Source organism: Streptomyces sp. NPDC006798 (assembly GCF_040635975.1).
GTDB lineage: Bacteria > Actinomycetota > Actinomycetes > Streptomycetales > Streptomycetaceae > Streptomyces.
Genome location: NZ_JBEYIS010000051.1, coordinates 17873 through 37332 on the forward strand (window position 1 = coordinate 17873; position 19460 = coordinate 37332).

Annotated in this window: 15 protein-coding genes; 8 read left to right on the top strand and 7 right to left on the bottom strand. The window is 70.0% G+C overall.

Translation table 11 applies throughout. The annotated features are described in order from the left end of the window. Positions 1-21: 21 nt before the first annotated feature. The 3 genes from ABZ714_RS27845 (at position 22) to ABZ714_RS27855 (ending at position 3580) form a co-directional block, all read left to right on the top strand. A complete protein-coding gene (locus tag ABZ714_RS27845; protein WP_358828091.1) occupies positions 22-558 on the top strand; it encodes a hypothetical protein in 537 nt (178 codons plus the stop codon). 126 nt (positions 559-684) lie between these two features. Beyond that, the gene (locus ABZ714_RS27850) at positions 685-2988 is read left to right on the top strand and encodes a hypothetical protein (protein WP_358828092.1); all 2304 of its coding nucleotides are present in this window, start codon (positions 685-687) and stop codon (positions 2986-2988) included. Between the two features lie 139 nt (positions 2989-3127). After that, positions 3128-3580, top strand: a complete 453-nt coding sequence (locus ABZ714_RS27855) for a hypothetical protein (protein ID WP_358828093.1) — start codon at positions 3128-3130, stop codon at positions 3578-3580. 74 nt (positions 3581-3654) lie between these two features. Here ABZ714_RS27855 and ABZ714_RS27860 read toward each other — a convergent pair whose 3' ends face one another. The 7 genes from ABZ714_RS27860 to eccB all read right to left on the bottom strand — a co-directional run bounded on the left by ABZ714_RS27860 (position 3655) and on the right by eccB (position 10951). Beyond that, positions 3655-3954, bottom strand: a complete 300-nt coding sequence (locus ABZ714_RS27860; RefSeq protein ID WP_358828094.1) for a WXG100 family type VII secretion target — start codon at positions 3952-3954, stop codon at positions 3655-3657. Between the two features lie 65 nt (positions 3955-4019). Next, complete coding sequence (locus ABZ714_RS27865) at positions 4020-4385, bottom strand: WXG100 family type VII secretion target (RefSeq protein ID WP_358828095.1); 366 nt, start codon at positions 4383-4385, stop codon at positions 4020-4022. 69 nt (positions 4386-4454) lie between these two features. Continuing rightward, positions 4455-5708, bottom strand: a complete 1254-nt coding sequence (locus ABZ714_RS27870; protein WP_358828096.1) for a S8 family serine peptidase — start codon at positions 5706-5708, stop codon at positions 4455-4457. A 25-nt stretch (positions 5709-5733) separates the two neighbouring features. Next, entirely contained in the window at positions 5734-7476 is a 1743-nt protein-coding gene (locus tag ABZ714_RS27875; protein ID WP_358828097.1) for a hypothetical protein, read from the bottom strand. A gap of 3 nt (positions 7477-7479) precedes the next feature. Next, entirely contained in the window at positions 7480-7950 is a 471-nt protein-coding gene (locus ABZ714_RS27880; protein WP_358828098.1) for a hypothetical protein, read from the bottom strand. Positions 7951-8180: 230 nt separating this feature from the next. Beyond that, positions 8181-9416: a type VII secretion-associated serine protease mycosin gene (gene mycP / locus ABZ714_RS27885; RefSeq protein WP_358828099.1), complete on the bottom strand. Its 1236-nt coding sequence runs from the start codon at positions 9414-9416 to the stop codon at positions 8181-8183. A 14-nt stretch (positions 9417-9430) separates the two neighbouring features. Further along, positions 9431-10951 carry a type VII secretion protein EccB gene (eccB, locus tag ABZ714_RS27890; RefSeq protein ID WP_358828100.1) on the bottom strand — a complete coding sequence of 507 codons (1521 nt, stop codon included), beginning with the start codon at positions 10949-10951 and terminating at the stop codon, positions 9431-9433. 188 nt (positions 10952-11139) lie between these two features. On the opposite strand from eccB, the gene eccE reads away from it, so the two are divergent. From eccE to ABZ714_RS27915, 5 genes are all read left to right on the top strand, one after another. Continuing rightward, positions 11140-12516: a type VII secretion protein EccE gene (eccE, locus tag ABZ714_RS27895; protein ID WP_358828101.1), complete on the top strand. Its 1377-nt coding sequence runs from the start codon at positions 11140-11142 to the stop codon at positions 12514-12516. Next, positions 12513-13226, top strand: coding sequence for a hypothetical protein (locus ABZ714_RS27900; RefSeq protein ID WP_358828102.1), 714 nt, complete (start codon positions 12513-12515; stop codon positions 13224-13226). The genes eccE and ABZ714_RS27900 overlap by 4 nt, the downstream gene beginning before the upstream one ends. A 367-nt stretch (positions 13227-13593) precedes the next feature. Beyond that, positions 13594-13827, top strand: a complete 234-nt coding sequence (locus tag ABZ714_RS27905) for a DUF397 domain-containing protein (protein WP_358828103.1) — start codon at positions 13594-13596, stop codon at positions 13825-13827. Between the two features lie 410 nt (positions 13828-14237). Further along, positions 14238-17333, top strand: coding sequence for an SCO5717 family growth-regulating ATPase (locus ABZ714_RS27910; RefSeq protein ID WP_358828104.1), 3096 nt, complete (start codon positions 14238-14240; stop codon positions 17331-17333). Between the two features lie 189 nt (positions 17334-17522). Further along, complete coding sequence (locus tag ABZ714_RS27915) at positions 17523-19460, top strand: ABC transporter substrate-binding protein (protein ID WP_358828105.1); 1938 nt, start codon at positions 17523-17525, stop codon at positions 19458-19460.

A 19460-nucleotide genomic window follows, 5' to 3' on the forward strand; every position in this document is an offset into this window, starting at 1 on the left:
CTCCACAGGAGGGAGCCCCCGATGGCATGGGAAGAATGGGACCGGCTCAAGGCGTCCGCGGCGGAGCGCGGCTCCGCCGCGGACACCGGGATGCGCCTCAACGGCCTCCCCGACGACGAACGACCGCAAAGGGCCGGTACGGGAGACCTGCTGGAGGTCGCCCATACCGATCTGGCGGCGGTCGGGGACCACGCGTACAAGCTCTACAACCGGTTATGGCCCGAGGCTCGCCAGGCGGTGATCCCCGGCACCGAGAAGGCCGCCACGAGCCTGACGTCGCAGGACTTCGCCCTGGGCGGGGCGCTGGAGCGGGTCGCGGAACGCTGGGACAAGCAGCTCAAATCGCTGATGGACGCCTGTGCCCACATCTCGAATCATATGGATTTCAGCCAGAAGACCCACCGGGACGACGACGAGTGGATCCGGCGGTCCATGAGCAGCATCTACGAGCTGGACCGGGGCTTCGACGACGACTACGCCCGGAAGGGCGCGCCGAACGCGGTCTATGCGAGGAAGGACGAGGAGGGCGGCGGGGAGGACGGGGAGAAGGCCGGCTGACCATCCATGGCATGCCGTCGCCGGAACCGCTTCGACGGCCCGGCACCGGGCGGTCGCGAGCCCCTCAGCCCGTCGCCCGTCATCGCCCGTCATCGCCCGTACAAGACGAAACACAGGCTCTCCATCATGAACTTCACCGCGTTACACGACGCCGCCTTCGGCCCGCTCGACCATGCCGTCAGCGACTGGGACCAGGTCGTCCGTAACCTGGAAAAACTCGAACGGGACGCCGATACCGGGCTGCGTGGCCAGGCCAACAAGGCGAACTGGGCCGGTCTGAACGCGACGGTGTCCCGTCAGTTCATCGGGAAGACCGCCGGGGAATTCGCGGACGCCCGCACCCAGGCCACGTCGATCCGCAACATCCTCAGCGACACCCGGACCGAGCTGAAGACCTGCCAGAGCAAGCTCAAGGAGGTGGTGGAGCGCTGCCGGGCGAAGAACATCGTCGTCGCCCCCACCGTGTTCGGCGGGTTCACGGTCACGAAATCCCCCGGGGACGGGGATGGGACCGGCGGCGGGACCGGAGGCGGGGGCGCGGGCGGCGGCGCGCGGACACCCGCGGGCACCCCGGACGAGACGATCGCCTTCCGGGACGAGATCCAGGCCCTGCTCAACAAGGCCGCCGACATCGACGACAGCGCGGCACGAGTCCTGAAGGCGCTGGCCGCCCAGTCGGACCTCGGCTTCTCCGACGCCGAGTACGCCGACCGGGACGCGGGCACGGAAGCCCTGGAGACCGCCGACCGGCTGGCGGAGATCGCCAAGAACCCCCGGAATCTCACCCCCGACCAGTTCGCCGATCTCAACGCCGGGCTGAAGCGGTACGCCCACGACGAACTGTTCGCGGAACGCTTCGCCACCGCGGTCGGCCCCCGGGGAGTGGCCGAGTTCTGGGCCGGGCTCGGTACCGACCACCGGTCGGGAGACGTCCGGCGGGCCCATGGCGACGACTACGACGAGCTGCAGCAGTATCTGAGCTTCACCCTCGCCACCGCGTCCCAGAGCGACACCCCCGCGATGACCCGGTGGAAGAGCGACATGATCGACCTGGGTGACCGGCAGATCGGCGGCGGCATCAACGCGCCCCTGGGCTTCCAGGTGATGAGCAACCTCATGCGCTTCGGCAACTACGACGACGGATTCCTCACGGAGTACGGCAACGCACTCATGGCGGAGGAGCGGCAACAGGGCGACAACGGCCGAAGGACCGCGTTCGAGCGGGCCCATGTCACCCCGGTCCTCAACTACACAGGACCGGACTCCGGCGTCGACCCCCTGATCGGCTACCTCAAGGGCCTCTCGGGAAGCCCGGCGGCGGCGACTGATTTCTTCGGAGAAAGCTTCGTCCGCACGTCCGACGACCACGATTTCAAGGAAGAGGAAGGGGAGAAGAAGGCCGAACTCAGCAACTTCGACTACCTCTTCGAAGAGCGCCGCTGGCCCATGGACCACTCGGGCAAGGACAGCCCCGCGGGCCGCGACTTCCTGGCCCAGGCCCTGGAGGCCGCGACCACGGGCCACCCGGCGGGCGAGATGCCGACCGTGGACACCCCTCCGCATACGGAGGAGCAAGCGGCGCTGTTGGAGAAGCTCGTCCAATCGATCAGCAATGACCCGAAGCGGCTGACCGATCATATGCAGATGGCGGACAGCTTCGGCCAGATCGCGTCGGAGTATCTGCCGGACATCAGCCGGGCAGCGTCCAACGACAGCTTCGGGAACACCGACAAGCTGTTCCCGATCGCGGGCCAAGCGGCCGAACTGTCCCATGTGGACGTCACACGCTTCCTGGTGACGGTGGGGCAGTCCCCCGAAGCAAATGCGGCCGTCCAGGTCGGCCAAGCCAATTACATGGGCTCCCTGATGGCCTACCACCTCGACCCGAACCTGCCCGAGGAACTGCGCTACCCGCATCCGCCCGAGGACATCGTGGAAGCCATCTCGCGCAGGTCCGCGGAGGTCGACGGTGTCCTGGCCATCGGCCAGCAGGAAGCGATCCTCGGACCCGCCGGTAAGGAAGTGCAGGACTTCCAGAACTCGGTGGCCCAGCAGAAGAACGCCTGGTCGGGCGCGATCGGCCTGGGTGTCGGCGTCGGCGTCAGCTTCATCGCCACCCCTCTGGGAGGGGCACTGGCCGGAGGAACGGCGGGGACGGTGAGCAGCCTGGTACTGGAGCACATCTTCCAGCAGGCGGAGACCAATTCGTTGCAGGACGCCGCCAAGCACTCTGCAGGCATTTGGGAGTACAGCCAGGACGAGAGTCTCGCGCGTTCGCAACTGGCCGCCGAAAAAGCGGCGGAGATGCACAGAACAGATTATCAGCACCAGGTCGCGGACTGGGTTGACAAAGGCACGAAGAACGGCTTCAACGACGCCGATAGCAACACCGGGAGAATGGCCAAAGATTTGACCACCGAAGTCTCTTGATCATGACACTGAACAATATAAACAGACTGACGGAATCATGAGAATCAAACATTTAACAGCTTCAGTGGCAGCCATAGCCACACTCACACTAACGACTTCCGGATGCAGCTCCGAAGAGAAGAAGACAAAGGCATACACCGTGCCATCTGAACTCTGCGGAACTCCGATCTCGCAGCAGGCGCTGGAGCTGCTACTGCCCCCCGGAGATGAACTCACCGTACGCAAAGCGCAAGGCATGTCCGACTCTTACGTGCGGTGCTCGCTCGACGTCGATGACGAATACATCCTCTCCAGTCGCATCGACTGGGCCAAAAAGAACGAGACAACCATCGAAGTCGCGAAATATCACTGGGAGCCCCGGTTCACTCAAAGTCTTCAGGGAGCTTCAAAATTGGAGTATTCGAGTCTCGGAGGCGTCGGCGCAGTGGAATGCGCCAATCCGAAGCTCGAACACCGAAAGAATCTGCAACTCTATGTATCCATCGCCGTACGAGATGGCAAAGAAAGGGCAAAGGAGGACGTGAAAGCACTTCTTCTCGCTTATCAGAAATCCGTCGGTGAATCAACGCTCTGCCGACGGACGGCAAGCTGAAATGAGAAGGCCATAACGCCATCGGGGTGGGCATCTCCCGCGCATGCCCACCCCGATGTCCCGCTGGCTACGGCTTAGAAGTAGCCCGCCGCCTTCTTGTCGCCCGCCGAGTACGCCGGGCCCGCCTCGCGGACCGCGCGGGCGATGCCCTTCAGCGCGTTGTGGATCTGACGCGTCTCGGTGTCCCACTTCTTGTGGGCCGCGTCGGCAGCCGTCTTGGCCTCACCCTCGAAGGTGGAGGAGACGCTGCGGATCTTGTTCTGAAGGTCTTCGAGCGTCTGGTCCAGACGCTGCGCCTGCTTCTCGATCGTGCTCGCCGCCTGGTCCAGCGACGCGTACGTGACGAGCATGAGGCCGTCGTTGCCCTGTGCCATGAGTCGTCCTCCAACTGCCATTCTGAAAATTGGTTCTGTTGTGGTGCGCCGGGTCGCGGCGCGTATCAGTAGCCGGCGATGTTCGAGGTCGCGGCGCGGGTCGCGCCGGCGTCGCCCGAGAAGCCCGCGGTCACGTCGACGCCCTGAAGCGCGGCACGGACCTCGTCTTCGGTGTTACCGGCGGTGGTGCGGGTGACCTGGATCGCTTCCTGGAAGTTGAGCATCAGCTTGGCGATGCGCACCATGCCCTGGTTGATCTCGGCCTGCTTGACGTCGAAGGCGCCGGCGCCGATTCCCTTCCAGGAACCCTCCAGGCTGTCGATGACGCCCTGCAGGTTCTGCAGCTGCCCCTTGACGTCCTCGAACTGCCGAGAGATCTCGTCCTGGAAATCCTTGAGACTCTGATCGCCGACCTTCTGGACTGCTGACATATCCCGGTCTTCCTTTCCCTGTTGTTTCTCTGGGGTTGTGCGTAGTGGCTTGTGTGCGAGGGGCCGCGCTCAGGCGGCGCGCCGTCGCAGGAAGAAGAAGGCACCCCCGGCGACAACGACCACAGCCACGGCGCCTCCGATGATGAGACCGGTGTTGCTGTCGTCCTTCTCGCTGGTCTTGCTGGAGCCTGCCACGGCGGCTTCGCCTGCGGAATCGCTCTTGGGCGCTTGTGACGAGGCTGGTGCAGAAGACGGAGAGGCGGAAGCCTTGACGCCTGTCTTGAGGTTGGTGAGAGGGCTGATGTCCGGCGCGCCGGGGTCGCCCTTTTTGTCCAGAAGGATCTGCCCCGGCCTGATCAGGCCGTGGCCCAGATAGTTACTTCGGGTCCCCTTTGCCCAGCTGCGCCCAGCGGTGTCGATCAGCGCACGAAGGACCTGGTTTCCGGTCCAATCGGGGTTGGCTGACCACACCAAAGCTGCAGTGGCTGCGGCGATAGCCGTGGCGGAGCTGGTGCCGCCACTATCGCAATAGGACTTGAAATTAGCGTCACACCATGCCGGAATATCATTTCCCGGCGACGCGAGGTCAACATTGTCGCCATGTTGAGAGTATTCGGCCACCGTTCCCTTACGGTCCGCAGAGGCGACACCGATCACGTCTGGATAAGCTGCCGGATACTCGGGCTTGTTACCTCGCTGAGCATTGTTTCCTGCCGAAGCAAAGAACAACTTGCCTTGACTCCAAGCGTACTCCACTGCAGCGCGCGTATCCATGTTCGAGAACTCGGATCCCATGGACATGCTGATGATATGCACGTCGCTATCTGCGGCAGCCCGGATAGCATCAGGAACGTCCTGAGCATTCACCTTCTGCTTATTCTGAAGCTCGGTATCCGACACGCGCATCGGGACGATCTTCACACCGGGGGCCAAACCTCGCAGCCCGCCACCAGCACCGGTTCCCGCGATAAGTTCGGCCATACTGGTGCCGTGACCTGTGTAGTCGTCGGTAGCCTCTCCAGGGGTTTCCGTAAAGTCCTTCCCTTCAAGGACCTGGCCCTTCAGGGAAGGCGTAGCAGGGTTCACACCGGTATCAATGACAGCAATCTTGATGCCCTTCCCAGTGCTGACCTTCCATAGCTCTCTGGCCTGCATGGCATCGAGGTACCACTGGTCAGCAGGTCCCGGGGCGGCTGCAGCCGTTGAGATCGCACCGGGGACACCACCAGCCCAGACACAGATCGCGGCCAGCGCGCACACCGCACCTCGCCGAAGAACGCGAGGTGCACTGCGCTTCTGCGTCTGGATCATTCGTGCCGTCATCGTGGCTTCCGAACCTTCCCAGTACCTAGTCGATTACCGGCGGCCCGGCATTGCGCCGTTGCGCCGTCCACGTCTCTTCGTCTTCCGTCAGATAGTCGGGGCGAGTCGACTCGGACCGCTCTTCTTCTCTGTCCGAGGGCGTGCGGCCGGCACGGCCGCCCACCAAGCCTGCTCCTCCGGTGGTGAAGTTCCCCCGGCTCCCACGGGAGCCTGCGATACTCCCCGAACGAGGTGCCCCGACGACACCGTTGACGCTCTGTGCCCCGCCACCGATCACACCCGGCTGCGGCCGGGTCACCGGTCGGGCGCTGGAGGGCCCGTCCGCGCCCACGATGGTCCCACGAGGGATCCGAGACGCGTTGGTCCCTCCGGCCGCGCGCTGAGGTGTACCGCCGACGATTCCGTCACGGCCCGCCCGAGATCCGGCGGACGGCGTATTCGGGCGTCCGGCCATGGGCTGTGCCGGCTGCCCTCCACGACCCGTGATCGGACCTTGCCCGCCTGCGGCCGGACCTGTGGCCATCGGGTTGGCCCGTCCCATGGGTGACTGCTGTCCCCCCGACCCCATCGGTCCGGTGGGTCGTCCGACAGGGTTCGAAACACCGGTCGACGACGGCGGCGCACCGCCGATCACGGGCTGGCGTCCGGGCCCGTACGGCTGACCCTGCGCGCCACGCGAAGTCACATGGTTCTGGCCGCCCTGGCCGGGACCACTGATGGACTTGGAGACGACCGGCGGGGGCGATCCCCCGGGCCCGGGCTTGAAGGTGTTGGGCGGCGTAGCAACCACCGGGGGGCCCATGGGCGGGGTCTGGACGACCGGAGGGACTCCGCCCGGCCCAGGGGTGATGGTGGGAGGCGGCGCCGAGTTGGGGTTCATGGGCGGCGCCGCAGGGGGTGCGACGCTGTCGAGTTCCATGGACGGGCCCCGGCCAGGTGGGCTCGACGGAGGCGCCCCGGGGACTTCGGACCGAGGGCGCTCACCATTGACAACGGCTTCCGAGCGCCGATCGGAGACTGATGAAGTCTCGGGAGTGCCGGAGATAGTACCGACCGACCTCTGTCGGGTCGGCGGTTCCGTTCGCCTGCCGATCGGAGGCGGCACATCCGCCTTCAGCACCCTGTCGAACTTCGGCGCCTCCTGCCCCGCCAGGGCCTGTTCCGAGACCGCGTAGAAGGAGGCCAGGCGGTTCATCTGATTGATGGCCTCCTGGCGGTTCTGTTCGGCCTTCTTTGCGGCGACGTAGTCCGGGTTGGTGTCGACGCGTTCCGGGACCGGCATCGTCTTGGCGTCGTGCTTGATGAGGCGGTTGTCGCGTTCCGGCATGGAGCTGCGGACGGAGGCGAGGCCCGTGCCGGCGACGCGGATCTGGGTGGCGGCGATGTCCGCGAAGGTGCTCAGTTTGTCGGCGTGGTCGGCGAGGGCCTTGCCGAAGTCGCGGAATGCCTCGCCGGACTGGCCTTCCCAGTGGACCTTGCCGACGTTGGTGCGGAGTTCCTCGGCGGCGTCGCTGAGGGCCTTGCGGGCGAGCCAGAGGTTGTCGCCCGCGTTCTCCAGGTCGGCGGGGTTGGCGGTCTCCACCATGTCGATCATGGCGTTGAGGGCGTGGCCCTCGAAGTCGGTACGGGCGAAGGCTCCGTTGCCGCCGAAGACGGAGGTGACGGCGCGGGTGATATCGGTGATGCCGAGCTGGGCCTGGACGCGCGCCAGGTCCTGCTTGTGCTGTTCCGCTGGGGTCAGCTCCGGCTCTTTGTCGTTGTCAGTCATGTGTCACCGCCATTCCGTTCCGGCGCTCTTGTCGTTGGTGTTCGCCGGTGCGTCCGTCTTCGGGCGCTCGCGTTCGCGTTCGGCCGCGCGCTGCTGGTCGAGGCGGGCCTGGATCTGGGCGAAGCGGACGCGGCGCTCCTCGTCGACGTTGTCCGTACCGACATCGGCGGAGTAGACCGCGATGTTGAGGGCCTCGATCTGGTCTCCCAGGCTGCGGGAGAGGGAGATCAGGGCCTGGTGGACCCGGTTGTACTGGTTGAAGAGACCGTCCGCTTCGGCGAATGCTCCGCCGGGTCCGCTGAGGGAACCGCGATTGACCGTCTGTTCGGAAACCTTGGACTTGCCCGCGGCACTTCCGTTGAAAGTGGCGAGCAGGGTGTTCACCCGCTTCTGGAAGGTGGTCAGTGCCAGGTAACCCTTTTCGAAGTCACCTCTGGCCCTGCCCCCGCCCCCGCCATCGGCTGGATAGACCACTATGCCCTTTCCTCCCCGTTTGTTCCTGCTGCACCACATTGCCAGTGTGATGATCCGGTCTTCTTGAAAAGAGACCGCTTACCACTCTAACGACTGGCTATGACAGTCCCAAGTGGCTTAGTCGTTCCACCACTTCCCGGACGTCCCCCGGTGCCGCGCCCGACCATCTCATCATGGGGGTGGCGCGGCCGGGGTCGGGGGGCGCCGGGTCTCCTCGGGATCTCCCCGAGTCAGCCGCCCATGACCCGGCTCGCGCGGCGGCGGGCGTCGCGGAGGGCGACGGCGGCGCCGGAGATCACGGCGACCAGGACTCCTCCGCCGATCACGACATAGGTGGCGAGGCGGGCGTTGCGTTCCTGGGCGGTCTCGCCCAGGTCGTACCGGGCGGGGCTGGGGGCCTTGCCGCGGACGAGTCCGCCGGCCTCGACGGGCTTCTCCAGGGGGCGTTCGTCCTCGGTGAGGGCGCGTACGGGGTCGACGATCCCCCAGCCGACGAGCCGGTCGTGGCCCGGGGTGGAGCGCTCCGCGGTCTGCTGGATCTGGGCGATGATCTGGTGGGGCTTCCAGTCGGGGTGCTTGGCCTTGACGAGGGCGGCGAGTCCGGCGACGTAGGGCGCCGAGAAGCTGGTGCCGTTGTCGGCGCAGTGTCCGCCGAGCGGGACCGTGGTGACCATGTCGACGCCGGGGGCGGCGACGTCGACGAAGTCGCCGGACTGGGAGAAGGCGGCCCGCTCGTTGTTCCGGTCGGACGAGGCGACCGCGAGTACGCCTTCGTACGAGGCGGGGTACGTCTTTTTGATGTTGCCGCCGGAGCCGTCGTTGCCCGCGGACGCCACCACCACGACTCCTTCGGCCAGGGCCCGGTCGACGGCGTCCTTCAGCGCCTCGGCGGGGGCGACGGCGTCGGCGGTGTCCTGGGAGATGTTGATGACTCCCGCGCCCCGGTCGACGGCCTCGTTGATCGCCTTCGTCAGTGACGCGGCGTCGCCGTTGCCCTCGGCGTCGTTCTGTTTGACGGGGATGATCGTGGCGCCGGGCGCGAGGCCGACGAAGCCGGTGTCGGCGGCGGGCCGGGCCGCGATGATCCCGGCGACCTTGGTGCCGTGGCCGACCTCGTCCGTGGTGCCGTTGGCGGCGCCGCGTTCGATCTTCTCCCCCTTGTCGTTCTTCTCCGGGAGGAGGTTGAGGCCGTTCTTCGCGTCCACGGCCTTGCTGAGCTGGGGGTGCTTGATGTCGACGCCGGTGTCGATGACGGCGACCTTGACGCCCTTGCCCGTGGACTGTTTCCACAGTTCGTCGAGGAGTACGCGCTGGAGCGCCCAGGGGCGGCCCTTGTACGGCTTGCTCGGGTACTCGCACTGGGTACCGCTGGCGGTCGCCTCGCCCGCCGTGACGGGTACGGCGGCGAGGGCGAGGGCGGTGGCCGCGCAGACGGTCAGGGCCCGGCCCGGGGAGGGGAGTGTCATCCGGCCGCCCGCCCTCATGAGCCCTGCGGCTCGTTGGCCGCGCCGGTCGAGAGCCTCGGGCCGGTGGGCAGGAAGGCGGACCACTCGGCCGGGACCCAGACCGGGGTCACGTCCTTGTAGCCGAGCTGCCGCTGGGCGAGCTGGCTCTGGGTCTCCTGCTCCTTCTTCTGCTCCTCGGTGGTTCCGATGCCGGAGTCGTCGGTGGCGCTGTCGCTGTTGGACTGCATGGCGTACCGCAGACCGGTGTCGGTGACCAGGAAGAGGAAGCCGGACCCGACCGACTTGCCGGTGAGCTGGCGGTAGAGCAGCCCGGAGCCCGGGGTGACGTAGGCGGTGCTCGAACCGGTCGGCAGATCGGCCGGGAAGTCGGTCCCGGCCCAGGTGCTGAGGGTCGTCGCGCCTCCGGCGGACGCCTCGCGCAGCACATTGCAGACGGTGTTGCGGCTGCCCTCGCCGAGCCGGGGCGTATTGACGGCGGCGGGCGCCTCGGCGGGCCACTTCCTCGTCCCGGCGAAAGCTTCGCCGGGCTGGAAGGCACCGGCGCTGACATTGGTGGCCTTGCCGCCCTGCTTCAGCCCGACCAGCCGCTCGTCGGGGCTGTTGAGCAGCAGCTTGGCGACGAAGTCCGTGATGGGCGCGACGCTGCCCTTCAAGACGACGTAGTGCTGCTCATCGGTGCCTTCCGTGGCCCTGAGGACCATACCGACCCGGTTGGCGTCGGGTTCGAGGCTGCCGGTGACGCCCGCGTCCTCGCCGACCGTCTCGGGCAGTTCGGGGAAGGTGATCCGATGGCCCTTCTTGAGGGTGGCCAGCCACTGCTTGGAGACCCGCTGGGGTTCCGAGTCCCGGCCGACGACCACGCGCAGCAGGGTCTCGTTCTCCTCGACGGGGTACGCGGTACCGCTCGCGTCCACGACATAGCGGACCTTGTCCGACTCGACGTACAGCAGCTCGCCGCCCGCCAGCCGGTGGTCGCCGTCGACCTTGCCCTTCTCGCGGTCGGCGAAGATGAACGCGGCCTTGTGGATGGCCCGGCCACCCGGACCCGGCCGCTCGCAGACGGCCCAGCGCTTCGCCTTGCCCGCGTCCTTCGCCTTCGGCAGCCGGTCCGGCGCGTAGGGAATTCCGAGGGTGGCGCCGTGCGGGATCTTTCCGCTGTCGAGTATCGACTCGTCGACCTTGATGACCTTGCCCTTGTCGAGATTCAGCAAGAGTTTCGCGGAGGCCATGTTGAGAACGGGATGAAGCTGCTTCTTCCCGTCGGTTTCCACCACCACATATCGCGTGGTGGACTTGCTGGCGATGATCACGTTCTCGCGCGGCTTGTCCCACCCTTTGGGTGCCACCGGTTTGAACATCCCCCACGCACCGAATCCGGCGAGAATCACCACACCGATGATGGCGCCGGGGACGACCGCGCGCAGCGGCTTGGGCGCGCCTTCCTCCGATCCCGTCGTATTGGGCTGGAGGAACTGCGCGATCAACCGTCGCTTGGCGAAGGTGTAGGCGTTGAGTTCGTCCCGACGTGATGCCATCTGTCCGCTTGTCCCTCTCCCCGCTTGGCGACCGGGCCGTGCTTCACCGTCGTTCTCCGAATCGGCCCGCCGTCGTACGGCCCCTACTATGCCTGCTGGGGCTCGTGACTTACCGCTCAGGTAGGGTGATCGCCCTGTCAACGTCCACCGGAATTTGGGAATTACGGACACGAGGGGGCATCGCGGCGATGGCTACGGCGACGCGCGCGCGAAATGGGCGGACGCCCGGACGACGTGCGGGGGGCGCGCGCAACGACCGTGGGCGCGGCGGTTCACGGGGCCGCGGGCCGCGTTCAGGGGCGGACGGCGGCATATCCCGTCCGGGCCCGGCCGCCCCGCCCGCCACGACGACCCTCCGTCCGCTCTCCCGGACGAGCCGGCTCGGCCCGTTGCAGCTGCGGCAGCTCGCCCTGGTGGAGATCGCGCTGGTGATCGCCGCCGTCGGGGCGGTCGCGGGCAAGTTGTGGCTCGTGCCCGCCGCCGCGGTGGCCGCGGTCCTCGTCGTCCTCGCCTTTCTGCGCCGCAGGGGCCAGTCGGCCCAGGACTGGACGACCACGGCGCTGGCGCTGCGCTCGCGCCGCAGGGCATCGGCTCCGGCCCCGGCCGACACGGATCCTTCACTGGCCCCGGTCGTCGAGGGCGTCCCCGGACTCCGCCCCAGTCCTTATGTCGACAAGAACCGCCGTACGGTCGGCATGCTCGGTGACGGCTCCTTCCTGACGGCGGTGGTACGGATCGAGGCGAGCGGCGCCGCGCTGCGCCCGGCGTTCGGCGCCCGTGCCCTGCCGCTCTCCCTGCTGGGCGGCGCGCTGGAGGTGGACGACATCGTCGTCGACTCGGTGCAGCTGGTGCAGCAGGTTCGGTCCGCTCCCGCGCCTCATCTGCCGGAGCGGTCGGTGGCCAGGCTGTCGTACACGCCTCTTCAGGAGAAGACCGGTGCCCCGGCGCTCCGGATGACCTGGGTGGCGGTGAAGCTCGACCCCGAGCTGTGCCGGGAGGCCGTGGAGGCCCGCGGTGGCGGTGTGACGGGCGCCCAGCGCTGTCTGGTGCGGGTCGCGGACCATATCGCGAGCCGGGCGACGGGTGCCGGGTTCTCGGCCGTCGTCCTGGACCAGCAGGAGCTGAACTCCACCCTGGCCACCGCCGCCTGCGCGAGCCCCCGGCTGGCGGCCCGGGCGTCGCGCCCGGACGCCGTACCGCAGCGGCGGACCTCGGAGACCGCCCGGGTGTGGCGCTGCGACGACCGCTGGCACACCACGTACGCGGTGGGCCGCTGGCCCGAGCTGGGCCGGGGCGCGGCGCCGCTGCCGAAGCTGGTGGCGCTGCTGACGGCCGCGCCCGCGTACGCCACCACCTTCAGCCTGACGCTCCGGCGGGGCGCGCACCGGGGAGCGATGTCGATGGCGGGTCATGTCCGGGTCACGGGCGGTTCGGACACCGAGCTGATCGGGGTGCGGCGCACCTTGGAGCAGCACGCCAGGACCGGCAAGGTGTCCCTGGTCCGGCTGGACCGCGAGCAGTTGCCCGGCGCGCTGGCGACGCTGCCGCTCGGGGGTGCGCGATGAGGCTGCTTCCGGCGCGTTCCGCGCGGCGGCTGGCGGGGCCCCGTCATCCCGGTCATACGATGCCCGTCGCCGATCTGGGGGCGCTGTCGCTGCCGGTGGGCGACGACGGTGTGGTCATCGGCGACGACGCCGAGGGCCGGGCGCTGATGGTGGGCTTCCACCGGTCGACTCCGTACGACGTCCTGCTGATCGGCGGGTTGTGGACGGCACAAGTACTTGCGCTGCGGGCGGCCGGGACGGGCGCGCGGGTGGCGGTGGAGACCGGGCGTCCGCAGGCGTGGACGACGCTCGCCCAGGCGGCGGGCGCGGGTCTCGACTGCATCACGCTGCACGAGGTGGGCCGGGTTCCGCCGATGGGCGCGACGGTCGGCAGTCCGGTCGTGGTGATCCGGGACTGCGGGATGCGGCCGCCGCGCGGCCGGGTGGTCTCGGCGCCCTGGCAGTCGGTACTGACCCTGCTGCCGTATCTGAGTCCGGTGGCGCCCCGGCTGCTCCGGGCGGCGACCCTGGTCGGCGTCCAGCGGGTCTCTCCGCAGGAGGCGGCGCAGATCGGCCGGATCCTCGGTCTCGCGGAGGCGGAGAGCGGCGCGCTGCCGACGCTGGCGGACGGGGTGACGCTCTGGTGCGCGGGCCGCGAGCGGAACTGGGTGATGACCAGCGGTACGGACGCGGAGACGGGACTGCTGGGCACGGCCCGGCGGATGGACTGACCCGGGCCGGGCCGGGCCGGGCCGTCGCGGGGCGCGGGGCCGTGGAGGCCCGCGGGACCGCAGGTCCGGTTTGCACGGCACGGCGGTACGGCTCCGGAGGATGTACGGGTCCGGAGGCATACCGGTCCGTACGCGTGGAGGACCGCCCACGCGTACGGACCGGGCACCGGCGCCGCACATCCGTTCGCCGGGTGGTCGGGCGGCGTGGAGCCGGGTCGCGGGTGTCGGGGATCTTCCGGGGAACAGCTCCCGGAACCAGGTCCCGTTGAGCCTAAAATCCCTTCAGTTGCACGGACCGGCGGCCTTCGCACGGTCCGGCCGTCCCGGTGCGGGACGGAACGCGCACGAACGAAGGGGAGCGTGGCCCATGGGCAGCGCGCAGGAGAAGGACGAGCTGTACGCGCTCGACATCTCGGACGTCGAGTGGTTGAGCGCGCCCGGCACCGAGGCCGACGAGGAGCGGGTCGAGATCGCCCATCTGCCGGGCGGCGGGGTGGCGATGCGCTCGTCGCTGGATCCGGACACGGTGCTGCGGTACACGGCGGCGGAGTGGGAGGCGTTCGTCCTGGGCGCCCGGGACGGGGAGTTCGACCTCACCTGACGGCCGTCGGCGCCCCGCGAGCCCGGCGTGCGAGCCGTGCGCCCGGGGCGCGCGCCGTCCTCAGTGACACCGGTGTACGGCACCGCTCGCCGATGCCCGCCGGTGGACCGGGCACCGTTCACCGGGAGTTCACCCGGGCGCCGAAGCGCCTCCTGGAGGCGTTCCGTACCGTTTCGTCCTTCTCGCCGCAGCGCCGGACGGGCCCCGGGGCATACCGGGGCCCGGGCCGCGGGCCGGTGGCGGCGCCGGGGCTGCCGGGCTGTCGTCCCTGGCGTTTAGGGTGGAGGACAGCGGCGGACCGTACCCACGAGCACCCCGTCGCCGAGTGACGGTACCGGCGGGCCGATCGGCAGACGGCGGTCGCCCATCGCACCGGGACCCATCGGTGCTCGACCACACCAGGAGGCAGAGTGAACAGCGATCGGGACGGGATCCGCGGGGGCTGGGACCTTCCCGCCGACGAGTCCGACGCGGATCCCGCCGAGATGACGGGTGAGTTCACCATCGACTACACCCCGCCCGCCTGGTACACGCAGAACACGCCGGGCGACACCTCGGGTGGTGCCACGCCTCCGCCGCCCCCGCCGCCGGACAGCGCGCCCGTGGCGGTACCCGGCCCGCCCGCGGACGGCGGCTATCCGGCCCAGCAGGGCTGGCACCAGCCCGCGCCCGGCCCCGAAACGCCCCCGGCGCCGCCCGCGTACGGCTACGACCCGGCGGCGGCGCAGGGTGCCGCGCCGCTCCCGCCGCCCGTCCCCGGCCCGGAAGCCGCTCCCGCCGCTCCCGCCGCTCCCGCCGTCGACGATTACGGTCACAGCCACGGTGGTACGGCTCCGGCCGCCCCGCCGGCGGCGGCCGAGCCGTTCGGCGGCGGCGATGTGGAGAGCGGCGCCACGATGCGCTTCTCGCCCGCGGCCCTGAAGCGGGAGATCGCGGAGCGGGACGCGGCCGCCGCCGCCGCTGCCGCGGCGGAGCGCGCCGCCGAGGAGGAAGAACCGGCGGGCGACGCCGTCCTCGGCGGATCCGGTGGTACGGAGGAGAGCCCGGCCACCCCCATCGACGCACCGGCCGCACCGGCCGCACCTGCCGACGGTTCCGCGACGGACGGGTCCTCGGACGGGTCGGCGGACGCCGGCGCCGTACCGGAACTCCAGGACTCCCCCGGCGAGACCGAGGAGAGCCGGGCGGCCGGCCCCGAGGTCTCGGACACCTTCGACGGGGCGGCCGACGAGCCCCGCGACACGGTGCCACCGGCCGTGCCGCCCATGGCCTTCGAGCCCGAGGCCGCCCCCGTGCACACAACTGCCGCACCCGTCGCTCCGCACGTACCCGACGCGCCGCCCGCCGCCGAAGTGCCGTGGGACGCCCGGCCGGACGCGGTGCCGCCCGCGCCCGCGCAGCCGTGGACGCCGGGCCCGCCGCAGGGCGGCACGCTGCCGCCGCTGCCACCCGCGTTCCAGCCCGCCGAGGCGTCGGAGCCGCAGTGGCCGGTCTCCCCGCAGACCGCCGACCAGTCCGCCCCGCCGCCGTCGGCGCCCCCGCACGGCGCCCCGCCCCTGCCGCCCGTACCGCAGCAGTCCGGCTACGCCTATCCGCACCCGGCGACGCCGCCCCGGCCCGGCCCGCCCGCGCAACCGCAGCCGCCGGTACAGGCACAGGCACAGCCGCTTCCGCAGCAGCAGGGCACGGGGTACGGATTCCCGCAGCCGCAGACGCCGCCCGCGGTCCCGCCGGTCGTGCCCGCGCAGCCGCAGTCACAACCGCTGCCGGACCATCAGCCGTCGCCGCAGGCGCAGGACCCGGGTCCCGCGCGGGGCTACGGTTTCCCGCCGCCGCACACCGCTCCGTCGGCGCCGCTGCCGCCCGCCGCGCACGAGCCGGGGTACGGCTTCCCGCACCCGGCGCAGCCCGGACCGCCGCAGCACCAGGCGCAGCCGCCGCAGGCGCAGGATCAGGGTCCCGCCCAGGGTGCCGGGCAGCCGCCCGCCGACCCCCGGGCCGGGGGCGGCTGGCCGACGGCCGTCACCCACGACCAGCGCGAGCGTTCCGTGCCGGGCGCGCCGCTGGGCTACACGGCGGCGGTCGAACTGTCGTCCGACCGGCTGCTGCGGAACAACAAGCAGAAGGCCAAGTCGAGCCGGAACCCGGGCGCCGCGTCCCGGTTCAAGCTGGGCGGGCGCAAGGAGGAGGCCGAGCGGCAGCGGAAGCTGGAGCTGATCCGTACGCCCGTGCTGTCGTGCTACCGGATCGCGGTCATCAGCCTCAAGGGCGGTGTCGGCAAGACCACCACGACCACGGCGCTCGGTTCGACGCTGGCGACCGAGCGGCAGGACAAGATCCTGGCCATCGACGCCAACCCGGACGCGGGGACGCTCGGCCGCCGGGTGCGGCGGGAGACCGGGGCGACCATCCGCGACCTGGTGCAGGCGATCCCGTATCTCCACTCGTACATGGATATCCGCCGGTTCACCTCCCAGGCGCCGTCCGGTCTGGAGATCATCGCCAATGACGTGGACCCGGCGGTCTCCACGACCTTCAACGACGAGGACTACCGGCGGGCCATCGAGGTGCTGGGCCGTCAGTACCCGATCATCCTCACCGACTCCGGGACCGGTCTGCTGTACAGCGCGATGCGCGGGGTGCTGGACCTCGCCGATCAGCTGATCATCATCTCGACGCCCTCCGTCGACGGCGCCAGCAGCGCCAGTACGACCCTGGACTGGCTCTCGGCGCACGGCTACGCGGAGCTGGTGCAGCGGTCCGTGACCGTGATCTCCGGGGTCCGGGAGACCGGGAAGATGATCAAGGTCGAGGACATCGTGGCGCATTTCGAGACGCGCTGCCGCGGGGTGGTCGTGGTGCCGTTCGACGAGCATCTGGCGGCGGGCGCCGAGGTCGACCTCGACATGATGCGGCCGAAGACCCGGGAGGCGTACTTCAATCTGTCGGCACTGATCGCCGAGGACTTCTCCCGCGCCCAGCAGCAGCAGGGGCTGTGGACGGCGAACGGCAATCCGCCGCCGACCATGGCGCCCCCGATGCCGGGCCAGCCCGGCTACGGACAGCCCGGCGTGCCGGGACCGTCGGGGCAGCCGGGTCAGCCGGGACCCGGCGGGTATCCCCCGGCCGGACCGCCCCAGCAGGGGCAGCCGTATCCGCCGCAGCAGTCCGCGGGCGGGCCCGTACCGCAGATTCCGGGCCAGCAGATCCCGGGGCAGCCGACACCCGGTCAGCCGTATCCGCAGGGCGGCGTACCGCACCCGTACGGGGGACAGCTCCCGCCCCAGCAGCCCTATCCGCCGCAGGGGCAGCCCACCGCTCCCCCGGCGCAGCAGACCGGCTGGCCCCAGCAGCCTCCGCAGGCTCAGCAGCCGCCGCAGGCCCAGGGGTATCCGCCCGTTCCGCCCCTGCAGGGACCGCCCGCCGAGGCGGATCAGGCCGAATCCCAGGGCGCGGTGCCGCCCGCCGGCTGGCCGCAGCAGCCACCGCCGGCCCCTCAGCAGTAGGGCGGCAGAGGAGTGGACCAATGAGGGCCCGGATCGCCGAAGCGATCCGGGCCCTCGGGGTATCGCCGCAGCCCAGCGGGGGTACGCCGGGCCGTCTACGGGGTATGTACCAGCGCCGGACCGGATCGCCCGCAGATCCCCGGCTCGGCCCGTCCGCGATCCCGCCCCAGCCGACGCGAGGTCACCGCCATGGTCCCCCAGGTCCCGTCGTCCTCATCGGTCCCTCCGGCCCACCCCTGCGACCCGGCCCGGGTCCCGGCCGCGGCGGGCGGGGGCCCGCCGCCGTCCCGGCCCCGCGCGACCGGTGCGGGACGGCTGCTCACCGCCGCCGCGGCCGGTGCGCTGCTCGTCCTCCCCCCGCTCCCGGCCGCCGCCGCCGACGACGGCCGGGACGGCGCCGGAAACGACGGAGGCGGCGGCCGGAAGGTGCTGACGATCGCGGTCTCGCAGAGCGTCGACTCGCTCAGCCCGTTCCGCGCCCAGCGGCTCGTCTCCACCACGGTCCACCGTCTGGCCTACGAGTATCTGACGAACTACGACGTCACGGACGGCCGCCCGATCCCCGGTCTCGCCACCTCGTGGCGCTCCTCGCCGGACAAGCTGACCTGGACGTACACCATCCGGCGGAACGCCCGCTGGTCCGACGGCCGGGCGCTGACCGCCCATGACGCGGCCTGGACGTTCGACAAGATCCTCACCGACGAGAACGCGGCGACCGCCTCCGGCAGCTTCACCGCCAACTTCCGGCAGGTGACCGCGCCCGACGACCGCACCCTGGTGGTACGGCTGAAGAAGCCGCAGGCCACCATGGTCGCCCTGGATATCCCGATCGTCCCCCGGCATATCTGGGAGAAGGTCGGCGACTTCTCCACCTTCAACAACGACAAGCGGTTCCCGGTCGTCGGCAGCGGGCCGTTCGTGATCACCGACTTCAAGATCGACCAGTATCTGCGGCTCAGGGCCAATCCGTCGTTCTGGCGGGGCGCCCCGGAATTCGACGAACTGCTGCTGAAGTACTACAAGGACGGCGACGCGGCCGTGGCCGCGCTCCGCAAGGGCGAGGTCTCCTTCGTCCAGGGGCTGACGCCCGCTCAGGCGAAGGCGCTGGCGGGCGAGCGTTCCATCCGGGTGAACGACGCCCCGGGGCGCCGCTTCCTCGCCCTGGCGACCAACCCCGGGGCCCGTTCCCGCGACGGGAAGACCTTCGGCAGCGGGCATCCGGCGCTGCTGGACCCGGCGGTCCGCAAGGCCCTGTTCCACGCGGTGGACCGGCGGACCCTGGTGGAGAAGGTGTTCCAGGGGCACGCCGTGGAGGGCGACGGCTACATCCCGCCCCGCTATGCCGCGTACTTCTGGAAACCGGCCGCCGGGCAGCGGATCGGCTACGACCCCGCCCGCGCCGCCGCCCTGCTCGACCGGGCCGGATACCGGCGCAAGGCCGACGGACGGCGGGCCGGGAAGGACGGCCGCCCGCTCGACTTCCGGCTCCTCTGCCATGCCGTCGACGCCCACGACCGGGCCATCGGCAAGTATCTGCGGGAGTGGTGGGGCGAGCTGGGCATCGGACTGCGGGTCGACTGTCTCGACAATGTCTCCGACCCCTGGCTCAAGGGCGACTACGACCTGGCGTTCGACGGCTGGTCGGTCAATCCGGACCCCGACTTCGCCCTCGCCATCCATACCTGCGCCGCACTGCCCGCCACCCCCCGGGACACCGGTTCCACCGACAACTTCATCTGCGACCGGCGGTACGACGAGCTGTACGCCGCCCAGTCGGCCGAATACGACCCGGCCGTCCGGGCCGGGCTGGTGAAACGGCTCCAGTCCCGGCTGTACGACACCGGCTATATGAACGTCCTCGCCTATCCGAACGCGGTCGAGGCCTACCGCACCGACCAGATCGCGTCCATCACGACGATGCCCGGGGCCGCGGGCAACATCTGGGGCCAGGACGGCTACTGGAGCTGGTGGTCCGCCGTACCGGCCGCCGGGGCCGGTGACGGTACGCCGGACGGCACCGGCGCCCGAACGATACTGCTCGCCCTCGGCGCGGCACTGGTACCCGCGACGGTCCTCGCGATCCTCGTCGTACTGCGGCGCCGCGCGACCGTGGAGGACCGTGAGTAG

Coding starts and splice junctions, on each gene's coding strand:
- mycP (WP_358828099.1), bottom strand. CDS start 9,416: ATGACACTCCCCTCCCCGGGCCGGGCCCTGACCGTCTGCGCGGCCACC.
- ABZ714_RS27850 (WP_358828092.1), top strand. CDS start 685: ATGAACTTCACCGCGTTACACGACGCCGCCTTCGGCCCGCTCGACCAT.
- ABZ714_RS27870 (WP_358828096.1), bottom strand. CDS start 5,708: ATGACGGCACGAATGATCCAGACGCAGAAGCGCAGTGCACCTCGCGTT.
- ABZ714_RS27865 (WP_358828095.1), bottom strand. CDS start 4,385: ATGTCAGCAGTCCAGAAGGTCGGCGATCAGAGTCTCAAGGATTTCCAG.
- eccE (WP_358828101.1), top strand. CDS start 11,140: ATGGCTACGGCGACGCGCGCGCGAAATGGGCGGACGCCCGGACGACGT.
- ABZ714_RS27860 (WP_358828094.1), bottom strand. CDS start 3,954: ATGGCACAGGGCAACGACGGCCTCATGCTCGTCACGTACGCGTCGCTG.
- ABZ714_RS27845 (WP_358828091.1), top strand. CDS start 22: ATGGCATGGGAAGAATGGGACCGGCTCAAGGCGTCCGCGGCGGAGCGC.
- eccB (WP_358828100.1), bottom strand. CDS start 10,951: ATGGCATCACGTCGGGACGAACTCAACGCCTACACCTTCGCCAAGCGA.
- ABZ714_RS27905 (WP_358828103.1), top strand. CDS start 13,594: ATGGGCAGCGCGCAGGAGAAGGACGAGCTGTACGCGCTCGACATCTCG.
- ABZ714_RS27900 (WP_358828102.1), top strand. CDS start 12,513: ATGAGGCTGCTTCCGGCGCGTTCCGCGCGGCGGCTGGCGGGGCCCCGT.
- ABZ714_RS27915 (WP_358828105.1), top strand. CDS start 17,523: ATGGTCCCCCAGGTCCCGTCGTCCTCATCGGTCCCTCCGGCCCACCCC.
- ABZ714_RS27875 (WP_358828097.1), bottom strand. CDS start 7,476: ATGACTGACAACGACAAAGAGCCGGAGCTGACCCCAGCGGAACAGCAC.